Here is an 18,622-nt window from a genome sequence, read left to right as displayed (position 1 = left end):
GGAATCTAGAATGGCTAATCTGGAACAGATGGTCTCGCATATCAGCGAGCCTGGAATTGTCATCGCCGCCTACATCGTTGCGGCTGTCTTGTTCATCCTCTGCCTTGGCGGTCTGTCGGGGCAGGAAAGCGCCAAGCGCGCGGTGTGGTATGGTATCGCCGGTATGGCGATCGCCGTCGCTGCTGCCGTGTTCACGCCGGGCGTCGGCAATCTCTGGCTGATCGCCGCGATGCTCGTCATCGGCCTCATCCTCGGCTACATCGTGGCCGTACGGGTGCAGATGACGGAGATGCCGCAGCTGGTCGCTGCCCTCCACAGCTTCGTGGGTCTGGCAGCCGTCTTCATCGGCTTCAACACGCATTTCGAGCTCGCACGCCTGTCGGATTTCTTCGCACTGATGCACAATCCGGCTGCTGCAATGGGTAACCCGGACCTGCTCTTGCAGTTGAACCAGCAGATGGAAGGCCTGACCGGCTTTGCCGTGAAGCTGCTGTCCAAGTCGCCGGCTGAAATCAGCATCCTGATGGTCGAGACCTTCCTCGGTGTCTTCATCGGTGCGGTGACCTTCACCGGCTCCGTGGTCGCCTTTGGCAAGCTCGCCGGTAAGGTTGACGGCAAGGCGAAGAAGCTGCCCGGCGGTCACTTCCTCAATGCCGCTGCGGCCATCCTCTCGGTGGTCCTTCTGGTCGTCTATCTGCAGACCGGTGCATTCTGGGCCCTTGCCGTCATGACGGTTCTGGCGTTCTTCATCGGCTACCACCTGATCATGGGCATCGGCGGCGCCGACATGCCGGTGGTTGTGTCGATGCTGAACAGCTACTCGGGCTGGGCGGCTGCGGCCATCGGCTTCTCGCTCGGCAACGATCTCCTGATCGTCACCGGCGCGCTGGTCGGCTCCTCGGGTGCGATCCTGTCGTACATCATGTGCAAGGCGATGAACCGCTCGTTCATCTCGGTTATCCTCGGCGGCTTCGGTGGCACCACCGGTCCGGCCATGGAGATCGAAGGCGAGCAGATCGCGATCGATGCCGAAGGTGTTGCGGCTGCACTGAACGACGCAAGCTCGGTCATCATCGTTCCGGGCTACGGCATGGCCGTTGCGCAGGCACAGGGTGCGGTGAGCGAGCTCACCCGCAGGCTGCGGTCGCGCGGCAAGGAAGTGCGCTTCGCGATCCATCCGGTCGCCGGCCGTCTTCCCGGCCACATGAACGTGCTCCTGGCCGAAGCCAAGGTGCCGTACGACATCGTGCTCGAAATGGACGAGATCAACGAGGACTTCCCGGAGACCGACGTTGTGATCGTCATCGGCTCGAACGACATCGTCAATCCGGCTGCGCAGGAAGATCCGAACAGCCCGATCGCCGGCATGCCGGTTCTGGAAGTGTGGAAGGCGAAGCAGGTCTTCGTTTCCAAGCGCGGCCAGGGGACGGGCTACTCCGGCATCGAGAACCCGCTGTTCTACAAGGAGAACACGCGCATGTTCTACGGCGACGCCAAGGACAGCATCAACGCTCTCCTGCCTATGATCGAGTAGTTCGACCACGCATCGCTACGAGAATGACGAAGCCTCTCCGGAGAAATCCGGGGAGGCTTTTTATTTGTGCGGGCCGGAAGCAGGTCGTGCACATCATAAATATTCTGTGAGATTGTTACGGCGCATATTGCAGTGCAGCATGAAAAGTATTAGGTACGCACCATATAAGAAGGTAGCTTATTATATCGTGCCTAATAAAGATCTCTTTCAGCTGCGTGCCGAGTTCCTCGAGCATGTTTCCATCCTGAGCCGCAAACTCCGGACGCTCTTTGACGCGCGGGTAAAGGAGAAGGGCCTGACGCTCGCCCGTGCCCGCACGCTGATCCATCTGCGGAGACGGGATGGCATGACGCAGATTGAGCTTGCCGAGGTGCTCGAGGTCGAGCCACCGACCATCGGACGGCTCCTTGATCCGCTGGAAGCGCAGGGTCTTATCGAGCGCCGCGCCGTGGAGAACGACCGCCGCGCCAAGCAGATCGTCCTGACGGACGCGGGGCGGAGCCTTGCTGCCGAACTCCAGAAGATTACGGACGAGCTCAGGGAAGCCATCATTCCGGATGTTTCGGAAGAGGAACTGCGGATTGCCATGAAGGTGCTGAACGAGGCGTCGCAGAGGGTGCCGACCGTCATGGAGTCGGACCCGGAATGAGCGCCGTCCAGTCCACTGCGGAAGCAGAACCCAAGGAAGCTGCGCCAGCAGGGCAGGCGGCGCCGGCCGATTCCGGCCGTGTCATGCCGCCGCCGATGCCTCTCTGGAAGACGGCCTGTTATATGCTAGCTGCCCTGCTGCTGGCCCTCACGCAGGGCCTCGGCATGAACCTCATTTCCGCCAACATCCCCCAGATCCAGGGCGAACTTGGCGTAACGACCAACGAGGCGATGTGGCTGCTGGCTGCCTATATGGCTCCCTATGCCAGCATGTCGCTGATCCTGATCAAGGCGCGCACGCAATTCGGTCTGCGCAACTTCGCGGAAGTGGGCATCCTGGCGTTCGTGGTTGTCGCCGTGCTTAACCTTTACGCAGAGGATTTCGAGTCGGCGCTTGTCGTGCGGTTTTTCAGCGGCATGGCGGCTGCACCGCTCGGGTCATTGAGCTTCCTTTACATGCTGGAAGGCGTGCCGCCCGCCAAGAAGCTCAACGTCGGCCTGTCGCTTGCCCTCACGAACCTCACGTTGAGCCCGATCATTGCGCGACTGATATCGCCCACGATCCTGGACATGTGGCAGTGGCACGGCTTGCACGTGACGGAAATTGCTCTCGCGATGATGGCCTTTGCGGCCGTCTACCTCATGCCGCTGACCCCACAGCCCCGCGCCAAGGTGATCCAGACGCTGGATGTGGTGAGCTATCTCTTCATCGCAGTCGGTTTCGGGCTGATCGCCATGGTAGCGACGCTTGGGCGCTTCTACTGGTGGTTCGAGGCCCCGTGGCTCGGGTGGATGCTCGCCGTGGCAATCGTCGCGGTGATCTGCGCCGCCGTGATCGAGCTCAATCGCAAAGCGCCGCTTCTCGATATACGCTGGCTCACCAGCAAGGAGGTCCTGCACTTCACCGGAGCCTTGCTGGTCTTCCGCATCGTGCTTTCCGAGCAGACGAGTGGCGCCTATGGCCTCTTCCAGGCGCTGGGGCTGCAGAACAACCAGATGGCTTCACTCTACTGGATCATCCTGGCTGCGACGGTGGCTGGAGGTCTTGCCTGCGTCGCCTTCCTCAAGCCCGGGCGGGAACATGCCATCCATCTTGTCGCTCTTCTGCTGTTGGCTCTGGGCGCATTCATGGACAGCCGCGCAACCAACCTGACGCGACCAGCCGAGATGTATCTGAGCCAGTCGATGATCGCTTTCGCGGGCGCACTCTTCCTGCCGCCAGCCATGGCCGCCGGGCTCATGAATGCCTTGAAGAAGGGGCCGCAATACATCCTGAGCTTCGTGATCGTCTTTCTCACGACGCAGAGTATCGGCGGTGCGTTCGGCGCCGCCGCGGTGGGGACGCTCGTCACCTGGCGCACCAAGTTTCACTACGCGGCACTGATCGAGAACATCAAGATGACCGATCCGACGGTCGTGCAGAGGCTGACGCAGTTCTCTGGCGCCTACGGAAAGGTCACCACCGATCCGAACCTGATGAACCAGCAGGGACTGACGCTTCTCAACCAGCAGATCACACGGGAAGCGACGGTCCTTGCCTATAACGACGCGTTTTTAAGCCTCTCCGTCGTTGCCCTCTGCGCCCTTGCGGGTCTCGCGATCCACATGGGTATCCTCGCTTATCGCAAACACATGATTGCCGCTGTTGCAGAGCCTGCAGCAGCCTAGCCTCGAAGTATTGATCGACCATGCATAAGTTACTCAGATCCACCGCTACCATTGTTGCCGTTGTCGTCGGCCTTATCGGGCTGACGCTTGTTCTTTACACGTGGCAGCTGCCGCCCTTTACCAGCGCCATCCAGACCACGAACAATGCTTATGTTCGCGGGCAGGTGACCGTCGTCAGCCCTCAGCTTGGGGGTTACGTCGCCGAAGTTGCCGTGCAGGACTACGAGGTCGTCAAGGCGGGTCAGCTTCTCGTCAAGATCGACGACCGGATCTACGTCCAGAAGCTGGAGCAGGCGAAGGCGACCCTTGCTGCCCAGAAGGCCGCACTTGCCAATTCAGAACAGCAGCGCCTGTCGAACGAGGCGAAGATCCGGCTTGCCGAAGCCCAGATCGAGAAGGCCGAAGCTGTGCTGAAGGCCGCAGAAGCCAACTGGCATCGTATCGAGCCGTTGGTGTCCAAGGGCATTTCCACCCAAAAGGATTCGGATCAGGCCCGAAGCACGCTTGATGAGGCGCGCGCTGGTTTGGCACAGGTTCAGGCTTCGCTTGAAGTTGCCCGCCAGGATCTCGCCGCGACGGTGGTGAGCCGGCAGTCGCTGGAGGCTGCCGTTCAGGGGGCGGAAGCTGCCGTCCGGCTGGCCGAGATCGATTTGCAGAACACCGAGATCAAGGCTCCGCAGGACGGCCGCCTTGGCGAAGTTGGCGCTCGTGTCGGCCAGTATGTCTCGGTCGGAACGCAGCTGACTGCACTGGTGCCCGAGAAGATCTGGGTCGTCGCCAATTTCAAGGAAACGCAGCTCTCTCACATGCAGGTGGGCCAGCCGGTAACCTTCACGGTCGATGCCTTCGAACACGGCGCGTTGACCGGCAGGATCGAGCGCTTCGCCCCGGCGGCTTCCTCGGAGTTTAGCGTACTGAAGACCGACAATGCCACGGGCAACTTCACCAAGGTGGTGCAGCGCGTTCCTGTTCGCATCGCAATTGACCCCGACCAGGAGCTCGCAAGCCATCTGGCTCCCGGCATGTCGGTGGTCGTGACGGTGGACACGGATGCCCCCGGTGCAGAAGCGCATGCCGGCGCAAAGGCGAACACTGCCGGAAGCTGATCACACGTTAAACGACGCGAGTATGGGGCAGTGGCCGCCATGCTCGCTGGCGCAGTCATGCTCCAGCTTGATGAGCGCGTCGCGGGCGCGCTGAAGCTCCGCGATCTTCTCGTTGAGGGCGTCAATGCGGTGCCGCGCCAGTTCGCGGGCGCGCGGCCGGTTGTTGCTGGCGTTCAGTTCGAGAAGCTCGCGGATCTCTTCCAGCGTGAAGCCCGCCGCCTGCGCCTGCCGGATGAACCGTAGACGCCGCACGTCTTCGTTCCCATATGTACGGAAACCACCGCCACGCGTAGGGGTCGCTAGCAGGCCCTTGCGCTGGTAGAAGCGGATGGTTTCCACGCCGACACCACCTGCCGCAGCCAGTTTGCCGATCGTAAGCTGATTTAGGTCTTGACTCTGTACCATGGTACAGACCCTATATGAGTGTCGGTCCAAGATCAACAACGAGAAAGCAGCCGAAATGCTGGACAAGACACAAGCCGCATCCCTCGAAAAGAAGGCCGTTCTCTATCGCATGGTGATGCCGAAGCACACCTGCCCGTATGGTCTGAAGGCGAAGTATCTGCTGGAGCGTGAGGGTTACGAGGTTGAAGATCATCACCTGAAGACGCGCGAGGAGACGGACGCGTTCAAGGCGGAGCATGGCGTGAAGACCACGCCGCAGGTGTTCATCCAGGGCAAGCGCGTCGGCGGCTATGACGACACGCGCCGCTTCTTCGGCAAGTCGGTCTATAATCCGAACGCGCTGAGCTACCGTCCGGTGGCGGTGCTTTTCACCATGACCGCGCTGATGGCGATGGCGGCAAGCTATGCCGTGAGCGGCGACCCGTTCACCGTGCGCGCGGCCGAATGGTTCATCAGTTTCTCGATGGTGGTGCTGTCGCTCCTGAAGCTGCAGAGCGTCGAAACCTTTGCCACCATGTTCCTGAACTACGACCTTTTGGCCAAGCGTTGGGTGCCCTACAGCTATGTCTATCCCTATGCGGAAGGGGTTGCCGGCCTTCTGATGGTGGCGGGCTTCGCCACGTGGTTCTCAGCACCGCTGGCGCTCTTCATCGGAACCGTGGGCGCAGTCTCGGTCTTCAAGGCCGTCTATATCGAGAAGCGTGAGCTGAAGTGCGCCTGCGTCGGTGGCTCCAGCAAGGTTCCGCTGGGCTTCATCTCCTTGACCGAAAACCTCATGATGATGGCCATGGCCATCTGGATGGGCCTCTCCTGGCTCGGATATTTCGGCGCGATGTAATCCGAACAACGGACTGCAATCACGGTTAGGGTTGCAGTCCGTCCCTATGTGCCATATATTTTGCCTATGAAAGGTAGCGATTGATATGGCAAGTCACGCATTCGCACTCAAAGTCTATCCGGTGGGCAGGGAGCCCCTGGTGCTTTCCTTCATGGACGCGCAGGGCAGGATCGCGATTGATCGCCTCGCCCTCGGCTTCGGCATGTCCAAGACCCAGCTTGCGGAGACGGCGGGGCTGTCGCGCGAAACCTTCTACCGCGCCGAGCGCAGCAAGGCCTCCAAGACGCAAGGCAGCCGTTCGCGACTATCTCGATCACATGGCGCTCGGCGGCTTCGCGTGAAATTTGCCGGAACTGCCTACCGGGCGCATGACCCGCGCTGGTCGTTCAAGCCGATATCCGGCGATGGCGCCGCTATCCGGGGCGCGCGGTTCAATCCCAAGGGTGTTCCGGCGCTCTATCTTGCCCTCAGCATCATGACGGCGGTGAAGGAAGCCAACCAAGGCTTTGCTCATCGCATCGATCCCTGCGTGCTCTGCTCCTACGACATCGACTGCGAAGACATTGCGGACCTTACCTCCGAGGATGGCAGGGAAGAGCACGGCGTCCTCTTCGAAGACATGGCCTGCGCCTGGGCCTTCGAGTTGAGTGAAGGCCGCCGCCCGCGCTCGTGGAATATTCACGACCGGCTGCGCCAACAGGGTGTCGCTGGCATCCTCGTACCAAGCTTTGCGCCAGGCGCGGGGCCAGACGACATCAATCTTGTTCTCTGGGACTGGGGTCCGGACCTGCCGCACAAGGTGATGGTGTATGACCCGAGCAATCGCCTGCCGAAGGATCAGCTGTCCTGGTCGTAAGATGCGGCTAGCCCAACTTTTCTAGGCTTCGCCGCCATCCTCTTCCTTGCCGTCCAGCTCGATCGCTGGCAGCCCGCGCAGCATCCGCACCCTGTTGAGGCAGGCAAGCGTCAGGTCGCTCCAAAGGCTCTCGATCGAGAAGGCCGCTTCAAGCAACTCCTCATCGATGCCTTCGTCGGCCTCGATCTCCACCAGCACTTCATCGAACTCTTCGGAAAGCTGGTTGACAGCGGAAAGCAGTCGGACTGCATGCTCAACCGAGAGCGTGTCGCTGGCAAGAAGCTTTTCGACGTCGGCCTCCGTCTTCTTGGCCAGGACTCCGGCTTCCTTCAGTGTTGCCATCCAATCGGTTGCCACGCCCCCTCCTTGCCTCAAGCGGTGCCTCGACACACCTTGCAACTTTACAAGTCGGCATGGCAACCCACGAAACGATACGGCATCGCGCAATCGATCAAAACGCCGCCATTTCCCGTCACGGATGTGATGCTTGTGTAACTGCCGCTTTTGCCATGCATTTGTTTCAAGGAACAACAGCCGCATCGAGTTCATTCCGTATCATCAGCCCCGACTCAAGGTGGGGTTGTACCGCGACGAACCCTCACCCATGTTGGTGTGGTCCCGTCAGCTGTCAGTGATCAGGAAGCAGGGGTAAATTCGTGACAGATGCGCCATATCAGAGCTCTTCCGGGAGCCAGCCACGCATCGTGATCGTGGGCGCGGGGTTTGCGGGTCTCGAAGTGGCGAAGACCCTTGGCAAGGCCGGGATAGCGGCTACGGTCATTGACCGGCGCAACCATCATCTCTTCCAGCCGCTCCTCTATCAGGTGGCTACGGCGGATATTTCCGCCACCGACATTGCCGAACCGATCCGCAAGATCCTGAAGCGCCAGAAATCGATCCAGGTGATCTTTGGCGAGGTGACGTCCATCGACCCGCAGCGCAAGCTCGTGCATCTGTCGGAAGGCAGTGACTTTCCTTACGACATTCTCGTGCTGGCGCCCGGTTCCCGCGCTTCCTATTTTGGCCATGACGAATGGGCAACGGTCGCACCGGGCCTGAAGACGCTTGAGGATGCCCGCACGATCCGCTCCCGGCTGCTCTGGGCCTTCGAGCAGGCGGAGCGCTCAACCGATCCTGAAGAACAAAGGCGGCTGATGACCTTCATTGTCATCGGCGGCGGCCCGACCGGCGTGGAGCTTGCGGGCTCCATAGCCGAGCTTGCGCTCCACACGCTCGCGCAGGAGTTCCGCAACATCGAGCCGAAGAAGACACGGATCATGCTGGTGGAAGCCGGACCGCGGCTGCTGGCTGGCTTCTCGCCCAAAGTGTCAGACTACGCGAAGCGAGCGCTTGAGCGGCTTGGCGTCGAGGTCTCGCTGGGCAAGGCCGTCGAGAAGATCATGGCCGACCATGTCGTGATCGCCGGCGAAAGCATCCCGGCAGGCCTGACCGTCTGGGCAGCCGGTGTCTCCGCATCACCGCTGACGGCAAATCTCGGGGTCGGGCGGGACCGCATGGGCCGTGTGGAGGTCGCACCGACCCTGCAGGTAATCGGCTGTCCGGATGTCTACGCGCTTGGCGACATTGCGCGCTTCACTGACGACAAGGGAAATCTTCTGCCCGGTCTCGCGCAGGTAGCCAAGCAGCAGGGTCAGCACTTCGGCGAGGCTTTGGTGAAAAAGCTGCAAACGGGTACCGAGTTGCCGCCCTTCGTCTACCGCAGCCGCGGCAACACCGCGATCATCGGACGGCACGCCGGTGTGTTCGAAGCGGGGGAGACAACGCTCAAGGGCTGGTTTGCCTGGGTCGCGTGGGCCTTCATCCATGTTTATCTGCTGGTAGGCTTCCAGCACCGCGTGCAGGTGTCGCTGCAGTGGTTGTGGCGATATCTGACCTATGATCGCGGTGCGCGCCTCATCTCCAGCGAACAGCTGCCCCAGTTGCCACACGGGCGCGCGGATCGGGCCGATCTTTCGAGGCCTGAATAGACTAGGCGGTGCATTCCGCATGGGTACCGCCGTGCCTCAGATGATACACACACGCTTCTATTTGCGTATTATTAAATCCGGTATTTATTTTGTGATCTGACTGGAGTAGCAGATGCCATCCAATTGGGATGGCGGGGGACAAGTCATCAGACTGCTGATCCACATTGGCTCGCTGGAGCGGCGGGCCGATCAGCGCCACTCGCCTGCAGACGCACGAAGGACGTGGCGGGGGACGCGATGGATACCGGGACCATCTTTGTAACAGTATCGTTCATAATGCTGGCGAACGGAATTGTCCTGCTGGCTCTTGCCCCAGATCTTCCGCGATCGTTGCAGCCGGCTGCGCGCTATTGGCAGGGAGGCACTGTCCTTGGCGCAATTGGTTGCGCCGTGCTCGTCCTCGGTGGTGGTCTGCCTCGCCCGCTCATGCTGCTTCTGGCGAATGGATGCATGATCTTCTGCCTGACAGCCTATTATGCGGCAGTACAAAGCTTCGATGGCCGTCGCCCCCGCTGGTGGCAGGCTCTGCCCGCAGTTTCCGTGCTTGGCGTCATTGCCTGGTTCTCGATGGTCACGGAGAGCTTTGCCGTGCGACTTGTCTATTGCGCGGTGATCTGGGGTGGATTGATGGTGGCAACCATCCATTCGCTCTGCCGTGGTGCGACCGCGAAAATGCCGGCAAGCCGCAGGATCCTCATTGGCATCTTCGCCGTCGTGCTGATCTACCACCTGGTCCGCGTCATCATCTATCTGCGGGCTGATCTGGATGACGCCTTTGCGATCGAGAGCGGTGACCATTGGCTGAATGTGGTGAGCCCGATTTTCATGACGTTGCTCGCCATCGTCGGCACCACGGCCTTCCTGCTCATGTGCTCGGACCACCTGCGCCAGCAGCTCGAGGTGGCGGCCTCAACGGACTACCTGACCGGCCTCGTCAACCGCCGCACGCTCGCCCTGCGTGGCGCCACGCGCTTCGAGGCTGCACAGGACCGGGGGCAAGCATTCGCCGTGGCCGTGCTCGACCTCGACAATTTCAAGTCGATCAACGACACCTACGGTCATGACGTAGGCGACCTCGTGCTGATCGACATCGCCAATTGCCTCAAACTCAACGCGGGGCCGGAGAGCGTCGTCGCGCGGGCAGGCGGGGAGGAATTCACCGTGCTTCTGCGCGATCGCGACATTGCATCCGCAGCAGCTGCCACCGAGCGCTTGCGCCAGGCCGTGGAGCAGACGGAATTCCACATGGGTATGACGACAATTCCGGTCACGCTTTCGGCGGGCGTCGCCGTCTACCGGGCTGGTGATCGCAAGTTCGAGGACGTTCTGCGCCGCGCCGATCAGGCGCTCTACCGCGCCAAGGCGGGCGGGCGCAACCGCGTGGAAGTCGCGCGTCTTGCAGCCGTTCCGGCCTGAAAGCCGGCAAACGAGCTCGCCTTGCGGGCTCGAAAATAACTTCATCAGGGTACCTGCAGCACGGAACGATGCCTCACCGACGCAGTTGGTGAGGATATCGTTCAGCGAGGTGCAAGATGATGCCGGACCCCAAGTTTGACCAGGAACCCGAAGACGTTTCGGAAGGCCTGCCCGAAGTTGAAGATGAGGACTTGCCGGGATTCCAGCAGGCTGACTGGGACGAAATCCAGAGCGGCGTTCTGACCCGTGAAGATCTCACCATCGAGGAGCTGGAAAACCCCGAAGAGGAAGGCGAGCTTCCGGGTGAAGACGACGACAATCCCTACATGGACAGCGACGAAGCCCTGCCCGACGACGAGGAGGAGCGGGCCATCAGGCGCGATCTTTCCAAGGAAGGCGGATCGTTCGATGAGATCTGAGGATCAGGCGCGTGTCGGAACATATTAGACAGGTTTCAGGCAGAGCCCGGACCATGCGCTTCAGCGGTCACGGAGCGATGCTTGGCGGTCCAGGAAAGCCGACGAGTGGCGAAGGCGTGCAGGATCCGGAAGCCCGCACGCCCGACCACCTCAGCTATGTGAACGACGACGAGCCGGGCATCACCCGCCGTCGCGCCGGCAAGGGCTTCTCCTATCGTTATCCAGACGGCGCGAAGGTCGAAGATCCTGATACGCTGAAGCGGATCCGGATGCTCGGCATCCCGCCTGCCTGGACGAATGTCTGGATATGCATCGATCCGAACGGCCACATCCAGGCGACGGGACGCGACCTTCGGGGGCGCAAACAATATCGCTACCACGCAGGCTGGACAGCATTCCGTGACGAAGCCAAGTTCGGCAGCCTGATCGACTTTGCCTATTCGCTGCCCAAGCTTCGCGAACGTGTGGATGCGGATCTGAGACGGCGCGGCCTGCCACGCGAGCGGGTGATCGCTTCGGTGATCTGGCTGCTCGACAACACGCTCATCCGCATCGGCAACGAAACCTACATGCGCGAGAATAAGAGCTACGGGCTGACGACGTTGCGCTCCAAGCACGTGGAGATCCAGGGGTCTAGCCTGCGCTTCTCGTTCCGGGGCAAGTCGGGCAAGGAGTGGCGGCTGAAACTCAGCGACCGGCGCATCGCCAAGATCGTGCGCGCGATTCAGGAACTGCCCGGCCAGCACCTGTTCCAGTATCTCGATGAGGAGGGGGTGCGCCGCGAGATCACATCCCAGAACGTCAACGAGTATATTCGCGAGGCAATTGGCCCGAACTTCACCTCGAAGCATTTCCGCACCTGGAACGCTACCGTCTATGCTGCACTAGAACTGTCCGAGCGTCCGTTGCCGCCGACGAAACGGGCGCAGACGCTGACGCTGAATGAGGTGCTCGATCGGGTCTCCGCACGGCTCAACAACACACGTGCCGTCTGCCGCAGCTGCTACGTGCACCCGGCAATCTTCGATACGTGGCTGGAGGGTGAGTTTGAAAAGCAGATGCGTATGATCCGCTCGCGCATCCGCAAGCCGCTCGAAAACCTTGAGCCGGAAGAATATGCGGTGCTGCGATGGCTGGAGCGATTGGCGGCTGAGCGCGCTTCCCGGCCCACGCTCAAGGAGGCCTTGCAGGCGAGCGTTCAGGAACAATGATGATGTGACTGCGTTCCCGCTTCAGATTGGAGCGTGAACGTGGATCAACCCATACAGGTCTTTGACTGGGCCCGCATATTCTTTGGCGACGAGCCTCCGCTTTTCTTCCTCGAAATCGCCTTTCGTACCCTGGTCATCTATGTCTACACGCTTGGCCTTTTACGCTGGCTTGGCAGCCGCGCCATCGGTCAGCTTTCTACGGTGGAATTCCTGCTCGTCATCGCCCTCGGTTCGGCCGTGGGCGATGCGATGTTTTACCCGGATGTCCCGCTGCTCCATGCGCTGGCGGTTATCACCATCGTTGTTCTTGTGAACAAGGCGCTCGACATTCTGATCAGTAGGTCCGAGGTGGCGGAGCGGGTGATCGATGGCAAGCCGTCAGAGGCGATCCGTGACGGTGTCATCGTCAAGAATTTCGCTGTTGGCGGGCCACTCAGCCAGGGCGAGCTTTTCCAGCAATTGCGTGAGAAGGGCATTGGGCATCTGGGGCAGGTGGCCCACGCCTATGTCGAGACCGATGGCGTGTTGACGGTGTTCAAGGCTGCCGACGAGAAGACCGGTCTGCCGATAGTGCCACCGTGGGAACTTGACCCACCCAGAGAGGTGAGGCACGGCGGCTCAAAGAGCACCATCGCCTGCCGGCGCTGCGGATGGCTGGAAGAGGGTAGCACCACGCCGGACCATTGCCCGAACTGCGATCACCATATCTGGGTGGAGGCGCACGTTCCCCGGCACATCGATCTTGATCGTTAGGGGAACCCGCTCCCGCCTCCAGCATTCCTAACCATTGGCGAACACGGAAGGAGCTTCAAGATGGCGGCGCGCGGCCTGGTGCACGGACCTATCGGCGAGCATACGCTCCACATCTGCGTCGACATGCAGAGGCTGTTTGGGCCGGAAGGGCCCTGGGCTGTTCCATGGGCTGAAAAGGTTCTGCCGCTGATCGAGGAACTTGCCGCAAGGCATTCATCGCGCACGCTTTTTACCCGCTTTGTTCCAGCACAACGTGAAGGCGAGGCCCCAGGCATGTGGGCGAAATACTACAAGCGCTGGGCCAACGTGACGCTTGAGAACATGGACCCAGGCTTTGTCGACCTTCTGCCCACACTGGCGCGCCTTGCGCCGCCTGCGAAGGTGCTCGACAAGAAGGTCTATTCGCCCTGGACTGACGGCCAGCTTGACGCGATGCTGCGCGGCTCCGACATCAACACGCTGGTGATCACCGGCGGCGAGACGGACGTCTGCGTGCTGGCGACGGTGCTGGGTGCGGTCGATCGGGGATACCGCGTGGTGCTGGTGGCGGACGCCATCTGCAGTTCCGCCGACAATACGCATGACGCGCTGATGGAACTCTACACCAACCGCTTCAGCGAGCAGGTGGAAGCCGTCTCCATGGAAGAAGTGCTGGCCAACTGGCCGGAGTAGCATCCGGCCAATTGCAGCTTACCCGATCTTCCGGCCGGTCGCCTGGAGCAGCTCGAAGGCCTCGAAGCGGCGGTCGTGCCATTCCTTGGTTGCCGGGTTGGGCTGGTGGACTTCGCCGAGGGCAGACATGGCGCTCATGGCTTCGCCCAGATCCTTGAAGGCCCCCGCAGCGGCGGCACCAAGCATCGCTGAGCCCAGCAGAACCGGTTCAGGCGAGACGGAAGCGGCTACGGTGAGACCCGTCGCATCCGCCAGCATCTGGCGCACCAGGGAAGAGCGCGTTGCACCACCGCTGACGACGATCGTATCCGTCTTGATGCCCTTCGCGGCCTGTGCGTTGACGATCTGTCGCGCGCCGTAGCCAAGGCCGCAGAGGCCGGCGAGGTAGAGCGCGACGAGGCTGTCCGCACTGTCATCAAGATCAAGACCGGCGACGATGGCGCGGGCCTCCGGATCAGCGAACGGCGCGCGGTTGCCCAGAAATTCGGGCACCACATGGATGCGACCGACAATGTCGGCAACAGCGGCGGAGCCGCCCTTTTCCTCGACCTTTGCGGCAAGTGCATCGGCGAGGCCCTTGCCATTGGCCTCAGCCTCGACTTCGCTTGCACGCGGATGCATGCGGATCAGCCGCTCGATCGCCGCACCGGCAGCGGACTGGCCACCTTCGTTGAGCCATAGGCCCGGAACCATCGCGTTGTAGTAGGGTCCCCAGACGCCGTTGACGAAGACCGGTGCCTCGGTGGTGGTCATCGTGCAGGCGGAGGTGCCGAACACGTAAGCCATGCGGGAGAGCACATCGCCCGCATCGCCCGCAGCACCCACGGTGCCGATGCCACCCGCATGCGCGTCGATGAGACCAACAGCAACTGCAGTGCCGGGAACGAGGCCCAGATCGGCAGCCGCATAGGCGGTCAGGCCACCGATGGAGGTGCCGCCAGCGCGGATTTCCGTGCCGATACGTTCAAAACCTTCGTCGGCCAGTTCTTCGAGGCCGATCAGACGGAAGTAGGACTCATCCCAGCGGTTCTCGTGGCTGAGATAAGTCCACTTGCAGGTGACGGTGCAGGCGGAGCGCACGAGGCTGCCGGACGACTTCCAGGTGAGGAAGTCGGTAAGGTCGAGGAACTGCCAGGCGCCATTGAAGGTCTCCGGCTTGTTTTCCTTGAGCCACAATAGCTTTGGCGTTTCCATCTCAGGCGAGATGGTGCCGCCTACGTAGCTCAGCACATCCGCCTTGGTGGCGTTGATGCGGCTTGCCTGCTCGGTCGCGCGGTGGTCCATCCAGACGATGACATTTCGCTCCGGATCGTTGGAGGGGCCAACCGCAAGCGGCTTGCCGCCCTCACCAAGCACGACCAGCGAGCAGGTTGCATCATAGCCGATGCCTGCAATGTCTTCCGCAGCCACGCCAGCCTTGGCGACGGCCTCGCGAACGCTTTCGCAGACAGCCTTCCAGATGTCGTTGCTCGACTGCTCGACGATGCCATGGGCCTCGCGCCACATGGCGATGTCGCGCTTGCCGGTACCGAGCATGGTACCCTTCGCATCGAAGAGACCGGCGCGCGCGCTCCCGGTTCCAACATCAACACCCAGAAAATACTTCGACATGGCAGGCTATCCGGCTGAGTAGGGGAGTTAGAGATCGAGGCTCTGCGGCAGGATCACGAGGTCACGGATGGTGACATTGCGCGGGCGCGTGAGCATGAACATGACAGCCTCGGCCACTTCCTTGGCTTCCATGATGCTGCCCTGCTCCTTGGCTTCCTCGAGCTTGGCCTTCGGCCAGTCGTCGATGAGCGCGGTGATGACCGGGCCCGGAAGCACGCCGCCGACGCGGATGCCGAACGGAGCCACCTGACGGCGAACCGTGTGCATGAAGGCCTGAACCGCGTGCTTGGAGGCCGTGTAGATCGGCTCCCAGATGACCGGGATCACGCCCGCAACCGAGCTCGTCATGATAATGTCGCCTGTCTTGCGTTCGATCATGTGCGGCAGTACCGCCTGAACCGTGCGGAAAGCGGCGTTGATGTTGAGGTTCAGCATCCGATCCCAAGCATTTGGATCGCCTTCCCAAACCTTCCCGCCGATGTAGGAGCCCGCATTGGCGTGGAACACGTCAAGCTGACCGGCCTGTTCCAGAATGCGCGGCATCATGGTGTCGACGCTCTCCGGGTTGAGCAGGTCAACCACCAGCGGCTTGGCGCGCTCACCGAGCTCAGCGCAGACCTTGTTCAGGGCGTCTTCCGCGCGGTCTACCAGGAAAACCGTCATGCCGGCGTCCAGCATGTGCTTCGCGCATTCCAGTCCAATGCCGGAAGCTGCTCCGGTTACGGCTGCGACTTGTCCGCTGAGATCCTGAGCCATTGTGAAATTCCTTCCTGTGTGCCGCCGATTAATGGCGGGGAGATTGTTCTTGGTTTACCGCCGGGAAGAGTTTTACGTCGGCGGCCCTGAAGCCGAACTGCATCGAATGATCGAGCTCGAACGGACGGTCCCCGGAGAATACTGCCGTCAACGGTGCGCTGTCCTCGAGGTTGAAGCTGATCACCGTCTCAGCGCCCATGCGCTCGACGATGCGTACGCGGCCATTGAAGGTGCCTGCAGCTTCCGCAGAGTCTCCCGCGAGAACCGCCTGCGGGCGCAGGCCCATGGTTGCCTTGCCGGGCTCCGTCACGCGGCCCTTTGGCACCGCCACGCGGCCAAAGGAAGGTGCGGAAATCATCGCCTCGTCGCCCTGGATTGCTTCCACTGTCACGGGAAGGAAATTCATCTTCGGCGAGCCGATGAAGCCAGCGACGAAGGCGTTGGCCGGGTTGTTATAAAGCTCGATCGGTGCGCCCACCTGCTGCACGACGCCGCCGTTCAGCACCACGATCCGGTCGGCCAGCGTCATGGCTTCCACCTGGTCGTGGGTCACGTAGATCATGGTTGCGCCCAGGTCGCGGTGAAGCTTGGCGAGCTCCATGCGCATGTCCATGCGCAGAGCTGCGTCGAGGTTGGAGAGCGGCTCGTCGAACAGGAACACGGAGGGCTTGCGTACGATGGCGCGGCCAATGGCGACGCGCTGGCGCTGCCCGCCGGAAAGCTGGCTCGGCTTGCGGTCGAGCAGGTGCTCGATCTGGAGGATGCGCGCAGCCTCGCGGACCTGAGCGTTGATCTCTTCCTTCGGGCGCTTGCGCAGCTGCAGGCTGAAGCCCATGTTCTCCGCCACCGTCAGGTGCGGATAGAGCGCGTAGGACTGAAACACCATGGCGATGCCGCGGTCACGCGAGGGCACGTCGTTCATTGCCTTGCCGTCGATTTCCAGCGTACCGCCGGAGATCTCCTCAAGACCGGCGACCATGCGCAGAAGCGTGGACTTGCCGCATCCCGACGGACCGACGAACACGACGAACTCGCCATCATTGATGTGGAGGTCCACACCCTTGATGACATGCGTGCTTCCATAACTCTTCTTTACATCGACCAGGCGAAGTTCAGCCATTGTGCGTCTCGTCCATGCTTGGGGGTGAGGTGAGCTGACCTCACCTGCATTACCGAAAACTCAGTTTTTGGAACGGCCTAGCCGTTCGGGGCATCCGCCGCCGGAGGGGCGGCGGACGCGAAGTGATCAGGCCGATCAGGCGGCCTCGGATACCGCTTCTGCCGTCAGGCGATCGCCATTCTGGCCGCGCAGGTATGCACCCTTCTCGACCAGTTCGCGGCGCAGCGCCTGCACGTCGATGTCCTTCGGCGCAACGCCGGAGCGGACGGCGATCTTGGCGGCGCGGCCTGCGGCTTCACCCAGCGCCATGCAGGTTGCCATGACGCGGGTAGCACCCATGGCTTCATGCGTCGTGGAGATCGGACGGCCTGCAACGAGCAGGTTCTCGATCTTCTGCGGCACCAGCGAGCGATAGGGGATATCGTAGCAGTCACCGCACCAGATCAGCGTGCAGCCTGCGTCGCCCGGACGGTGGATGTCGATCGGGTAGGAGGCGACGGCAATCGCGTCGTCGAAGTGCGCGCAGCCCAGAACGTCATCCTGGTTCATCACGTACTGGCCGATGACGCGGCGCGATTCACGGATGCCGAGGAACGGCGCGGTCTTGGCGAAGTGCGCGTTCTCAAAGCCCGGCACGTAGTTGATCAGGTAGTCGGAGATGTCCTTGATCTGATCGCGTGCTTCGATCTCGCCCTTGGTGAGCGAGCGGACGTCCGTCGAGTCGGTGCCCACTACGCGGGTCATGTTGATCCAGGCATCGCCCGGCTTCAGGCCGGTGATGATGATCGTGCGCTCGTTCGGGATGTAGTAGTTCCGCTCGCGGCGCGCCTTGTCCATGATCTCGCGCAGACCGACCACGATGAACTGGTGGTTCTGGCCAAAATATTCAGCCGGAATGAAGTCGGTGAGATAGGTGCGCGACTGCTCGGCTATGGATGTGCGGAGCTTGTCGGTGTCGACGTTGGACATGCAGAACATCAGCGTCGGAGGCTGCATGCCGCCCTGCTCATTGCCCTTTTCTGTCGGAGCGCCGGCACGGAAGGAAACGTCCGCGTCGCCGGTGCAGTCGATGACCATCTTGGCCATGATCGCCTCACGGCCGGACTTGCTCTCGGTGATGACGCCACGGATCTGCGTGCCATCCTCATTCAGAACGACGTCGGAAACGAAGGTGTAGAGCTGTACGTCGACCTTGGCTTCGAGCAGCATCTCGAGCGCGACGGTCTTCACGGCTTCCGGCTCAACCAGCGTGATGCCCATGTGCAGCGGGCAGGGGCGGTGCTCGGAAGCGGCGTTCACAGCGCGCAGGCGGTCGATCAGCTTCTGCGGCAGGCCGTCGATGATCTGGTTGCCCTTCTGGCCAAGGAAGCCCAGGACCGGCAGGCCGATTGTCATGTTGCCGCCGACGAAGCTGCGGCTTTCGAGCAGGCCGACCTTCAGGCCGTCTTCGGCTGCGCCGATAGCGGCAGTGATTCCGGCGGGTCCACCGCCGACGACGAGCACGTCATACTCGGCGCTAACTGGAATCTCGCGCGCCGGTTCGAGAATGGTAGACTGCGACATGACCGAATGGCCTCTCAATGCAAGCGGTTAGGGTGGTGAGGAGGGGCCTCTCGGCCCC

General features: G+C 61.6%; 18 protein-coding genes. 12 read left to right on the top strand and 6 right to left on the bottom strand.

The genetic code is table 11. The annotated features are described in order from the left end of the window. The first annotated feature begins 10 nt into the window (after positions 1 to 10). The 4 genes from IEX27_RS09595 to IEX27_RS09580 all read left to right on the top strand — a co-directional run bounded on the left by IEX27_RS09595 (position 11) and on the right by IEX27_RS09580 (position 4,956). Positions 11 to 1,534 carry an NAD(P)(+) transhydrogenase (Re/Si-specific) subunit beta gene (locus IEX27_RS09595; RefSeq protein WP_244630313.1) on the top strand — a complete coding sequence of 508 codons (1,524 nt, stop codon included), beginning with the start codon at positions 11 to 13 and terminating at the stop codon, positions 1,532 to 1,534. A gap of 187 nt (positions 1,535 to 1,721) precedes the next feature. Further along, the gene (locus IEX27_RS09590) at positions 1,722 to 2,183 is read left to right on the top strand and encodes a MarR family winged helix-turn-helix transcriptional regulator (RefSeq protein WP_244630312.1); all 462 of its coding nucleotides are present in this window, start codon (positions 1,722 to 1,724) and stop codon (positions 2,181 to 2,183) included. A gap of 83 nt (positions 2,184 to 2,266) precedes the next feature. After that, on the top strand, positions 2,267 to 3,850 hold the full coding sequence (locus tag IEX27_RS09585; protein ID WP_188721039.1) for an MFS transporter: 1,584 nt from the start codon (positions 2,267 to 2,269) through the stop codon (positions 3,848 to 3,850). 20 nt (positions 3,851 to 3,870) lie between these two features. After that, on the top strand, positions 3,871 to 4,956 hold the full coding sequence (locus IEX27_RS09580; RefSeq protein ID WP_188720829.1) for an HlyD family secretion protein: 1,086 nt from the start codon (positions 3,871 to 3,873) through the stop codon (positions 4,954 to 4,956). Here IEX27_RS09580 and IEX27_RS09575 read toward each other — a convergent pair whose 3' ends face one another. After that, complete coding sequence (locus tag IEX27_RS09575) at positions 4,957 to 5,361, bottom strand: MerR family transcriptional regulator (RefSeq protein WP_188720828.1); 405 nt, start codon at positions 5,359 to 5,361, stop codon at positions 4,957 to 4,959. Positions 5,362 to 5,416: 55 nt separating this feature from the next. Between IEX27_RS09575 and IEX27_RS09570 the strand changes: the two genes are divergently transcribed. Both IEX27_RS09570 and IEX27_RS09565 read left to right on the top strand, forming a co-directional pair. Then, positions 5,417 to 6,199, top strand: coding sequence for a MauE/DoxX family redox-associated membrane protein (locus IEX27_RS09570; RefSeq protein ID WP_188721038.1), 783 nt, complete (start codon positions 5,417 to 5,419; stop codon positions 6,197 to 6,199). 337 nt (positions 6,200 to 6,536) lie between these two features. Beyond that, on the top strand, positions 6,537 to 7,055 hold the full coding sequence (locus tag IEX27_RS09565; protein WP_188721037.1) for an RES family NAD+ phosphorylase: 519 nt from the start codon (positions 6,537 to 6,539) through the stop codon (positions 7,053 to 7,055). A 21-nt stretch (positions 7,056 to 7,076) separates the two neighbouring features. Here IEX27_RS09565 and IEX27_RS09560 read toward each other — a convergent pair whose 3' ends face one another. Then, complete coding sequence (locus IEX27_RS09560; RefSeq protein ID WP_188720827.1) at positions 7,077 to 7,412, bottom strand: hypothetical protein; 336 nt, start codon at positions 7,410 to 7,412, stop codon at positions 7,077 to 7,079. A 299-nt stretch (positions 7,413 to 7,711) separates the two neighbouring features. Between IEX27_RS09560 and IEX27_RS09555 the strand changes: the two genes are divergently transcribed. From IEX27_RS09555 to IEX27_RS09530, 6 genes are all read left to right on the top strand, one after another. After that, complete coding sequence (locus IEX27_RS09555) at positions 7,712 to 9,043, top strand: NAD(P)/FAD-dependent oxidoreductase (RefSeq protein WP_188720826.1); 1,332 nt, start codon at positions 7,712 to 7,714, stop codon at positions 9,041 to 9,043. 237 nt (positions 9,044 to 9,280) lie between these two features. Further along, the gene (locus tag IEX27_RS09550; protein WP_188720825.1) at positions 9,281 to 10,459 is read left to right on the top strand and encodes a GGDEF domain-containing protein; all 1,179 of its coding nucleotides are present in this window, start codon (positions 9,281 to 9,283) and stop codon (positions 10,457 to 10,459) included. 119 nt (positions 10,460 to 10,578) lie between these two features. Beyond that, on the top strand, positions 10,579 to 10,878 hold the full coding sequence (locus IEX27_RS09545) for a hypothetical protein (protein ID WP_188721054.1): 300 nt from the start codon (positions 10,579 to 10,581) through the stop codon (positions 10,876 to 10,878). Positions 10,879 to 10,931: 53 nt separating this feature from the next. Further along, positions 10,932 to 12,089: a DNA topoisomerase IB gene (locus tag IEX27_RS09540; RefSeq protein ID WP_244630310.1), complete on the top strand. Its 1,158-nt coding sequence runs from the start codon at positions 10,932 to 10,934 to the stop codon at positions 12,087 to 12,089. A 39-nt stretch (positions 12,090 to 12,128) separates the two neighbouring features. Then, positions 12,129 to 12,842, top strand: a complete 714-nt coding sequence (locus IEX27_RS09535) for a YetF domain-containing protein (protein WP_188720824.1) — start codon at positions 12,129 to 12,131, stop codon at positions 12,840 to 12,842. 60 nt (positions 12,843 to 12,902) lie between these two features. Further along, positions 12,903 to 13,514: a cysteine hydrolase family protein gene (locus IEX27_RS09530; RefSeq protein WP_188720823.1), complete on the top strand. Its 612-nt coding sequence runs from the start codon at positions 12,903 to 12,905 to the stop codon at positions 13,512 to 13,514. Between the two features lie 18 nt (positions 13,515 to 13,532). On the opposite strand, the gene IEX27_RS09525 is transcribed toward IEX27_RS09530, so the two are convergent. From IEX27_RS09525 to IEX27_RS09510, 4 genes are all read right to left on the bottom strand, one after another. After that, positions 13,533 to 15,125: an FGGY-family carbohydrate kinase gene (locus IEX27_RS09525; RefSeq protein ID WP_188720822.1), complete on the bottom strand. Its 1,593-nt coding sequence runs from the start codon at positions 15,123 to 15,125 to the stop codon at positions 13,533 to 13,535. 27 nt (positions 15,126 to 15,152) lie between these two features. Then, entirely contained in the window at positions 15,153 to 15,881 is a 729-nt protein-coding gene (locus IEX27_RS09520) for an SDR family oxidoreductase (protein WP_188720821.1), read from the bottom strand. A gap of 28 nt (positions 15,882 to 15,909) precedes the next feature. Then, positions 15,910 to 17,001: an ABC transporter ATP-binding protein gene (locus IEX27_RS09515; protein WP_188720820.1), complete on the bottom strand. Its 1,092-nt coding sequence runs from the start codon at positions 16,999 to 17,001 to the stop codon at positions 15,910 to 15,912. A 135-nt stretch (positions 17,002 to 17,136) separates the two neighbouring features. Then, the gene (locus tag IEX27_RS09510; RefSeq protein WP_188720819.1) at positions 17,137 to 18,564 is read right to left on the bottom strand and encodes an FAD-dependent oxidoreductase; all 1,428 of its coding nucleotides are present in this window, start codon (positions 18,562 to 18,564) and stop codon (positions 17,137 to 17,139) included. Positions 18,565 to 18,622 lie beyond the last annotated feature (58 nt).

This window comes from Nitratireductor aestuarii (assembly GCF_014641695.1).
Taxonomy (GTDB): Bacteria; Pseudomonadota; Alphaproteobacteria; order Rhizobiales; family Rhizobiaceae; genus Chelativorans; species Chelativorans aestuarii.
This window is presented reverse-complemented; position numbering and strand designations above follow the sequence as displayed.

Coding starts and splice junctions, on each gene's coding strand:
- IEX27_RS09540 (WP_244630310.1), top strand. CDS start 10,932: ATGCGCTTCAGCGGTCACGGAGCGATGCTTGGCGGTCCAGGAAAGCCG.
- IEX27_RS09580 (WP_188720829.1), top strand. CDS start 3,871: ATGCATAAGTTACTCAGATCCACCGCTACCATTGTTGCCGTTGTCGTC.
- IEX27_RS09530 (WP_188720823.1), top strand. CDS start 12,903: ATGGCGGCGCGCGGCCTGGTGCACGGACCTATCGGCGAGCATACGCTC.
- IEX27_RS09550 (WP_188720825.1), top strand. CDS start 9,281: ATGGATACCGGGACCATCTTTGTAACAGTATCGTTCATAATGCTGGCG.
- IEX27_RS09515 (WP_188720820.1), bottom strand. CDS start 17,001: ATGGCTGAACTTCGCCTGGTCGATGTAAAGAAGAGTTATGGAAGCACG.
- IEX27_RS09545 (WP_188721054.1), top strand. CDS start 10,579: ATGCCGGACCCCAAGTTTGACCAGGAACCCGAAGACGTTTCGGAAGGC.
- IEX27_RS09520 (WP_188720821.1), bottom strand. CDS start 15,881: ATGGCTCAGGATCTCAGCGGACAAGTCGCAGCCGTAACCGGAGCAGCT.
- IEX27_RS09595 (WP_244630313.1), top strand. CDS start 11: ATGGCTAATCTGGAACAGATGGTCTCGCATATCAGCGAGCCTGGAATT.
- IEX27_RS09585 (WP_188721039.1), top strand. CDS start 2,267: ATGCCGCCGCCGATGCCTCTCTGGAAGACGGCCTGTTATATGCTAGCT.
- IEX27_RS09570 (WP_188721038.1), top strand. CDS start 5,417: ATGCTGGACAAGACACAAGCCGCATCCCTCGAAAAGAAGGCCGTTCTC.
- IEX27_RS09575 (WP_188720828.1), bottom strand. CDS start 5,361: ATGGTACAGAGTCAAGACCTAAATCAGCTTACGATCGGCAAACTGGCT.
- IEX27_RS09525 (WP_188720822.1), bottom strand. CDS start 15,125: ATGTCGAAGTATTTTCTGGGTGTTGATGTTGGAACCGGGAGCGCGCGC.
- IEX27_RS09510 (WP_188720819.1), bottom strand. CDS start 18,564: ATGTCGCAGTCTACCATTCTCGAACCGGCGCGCGAGATTCCAGTTAGC.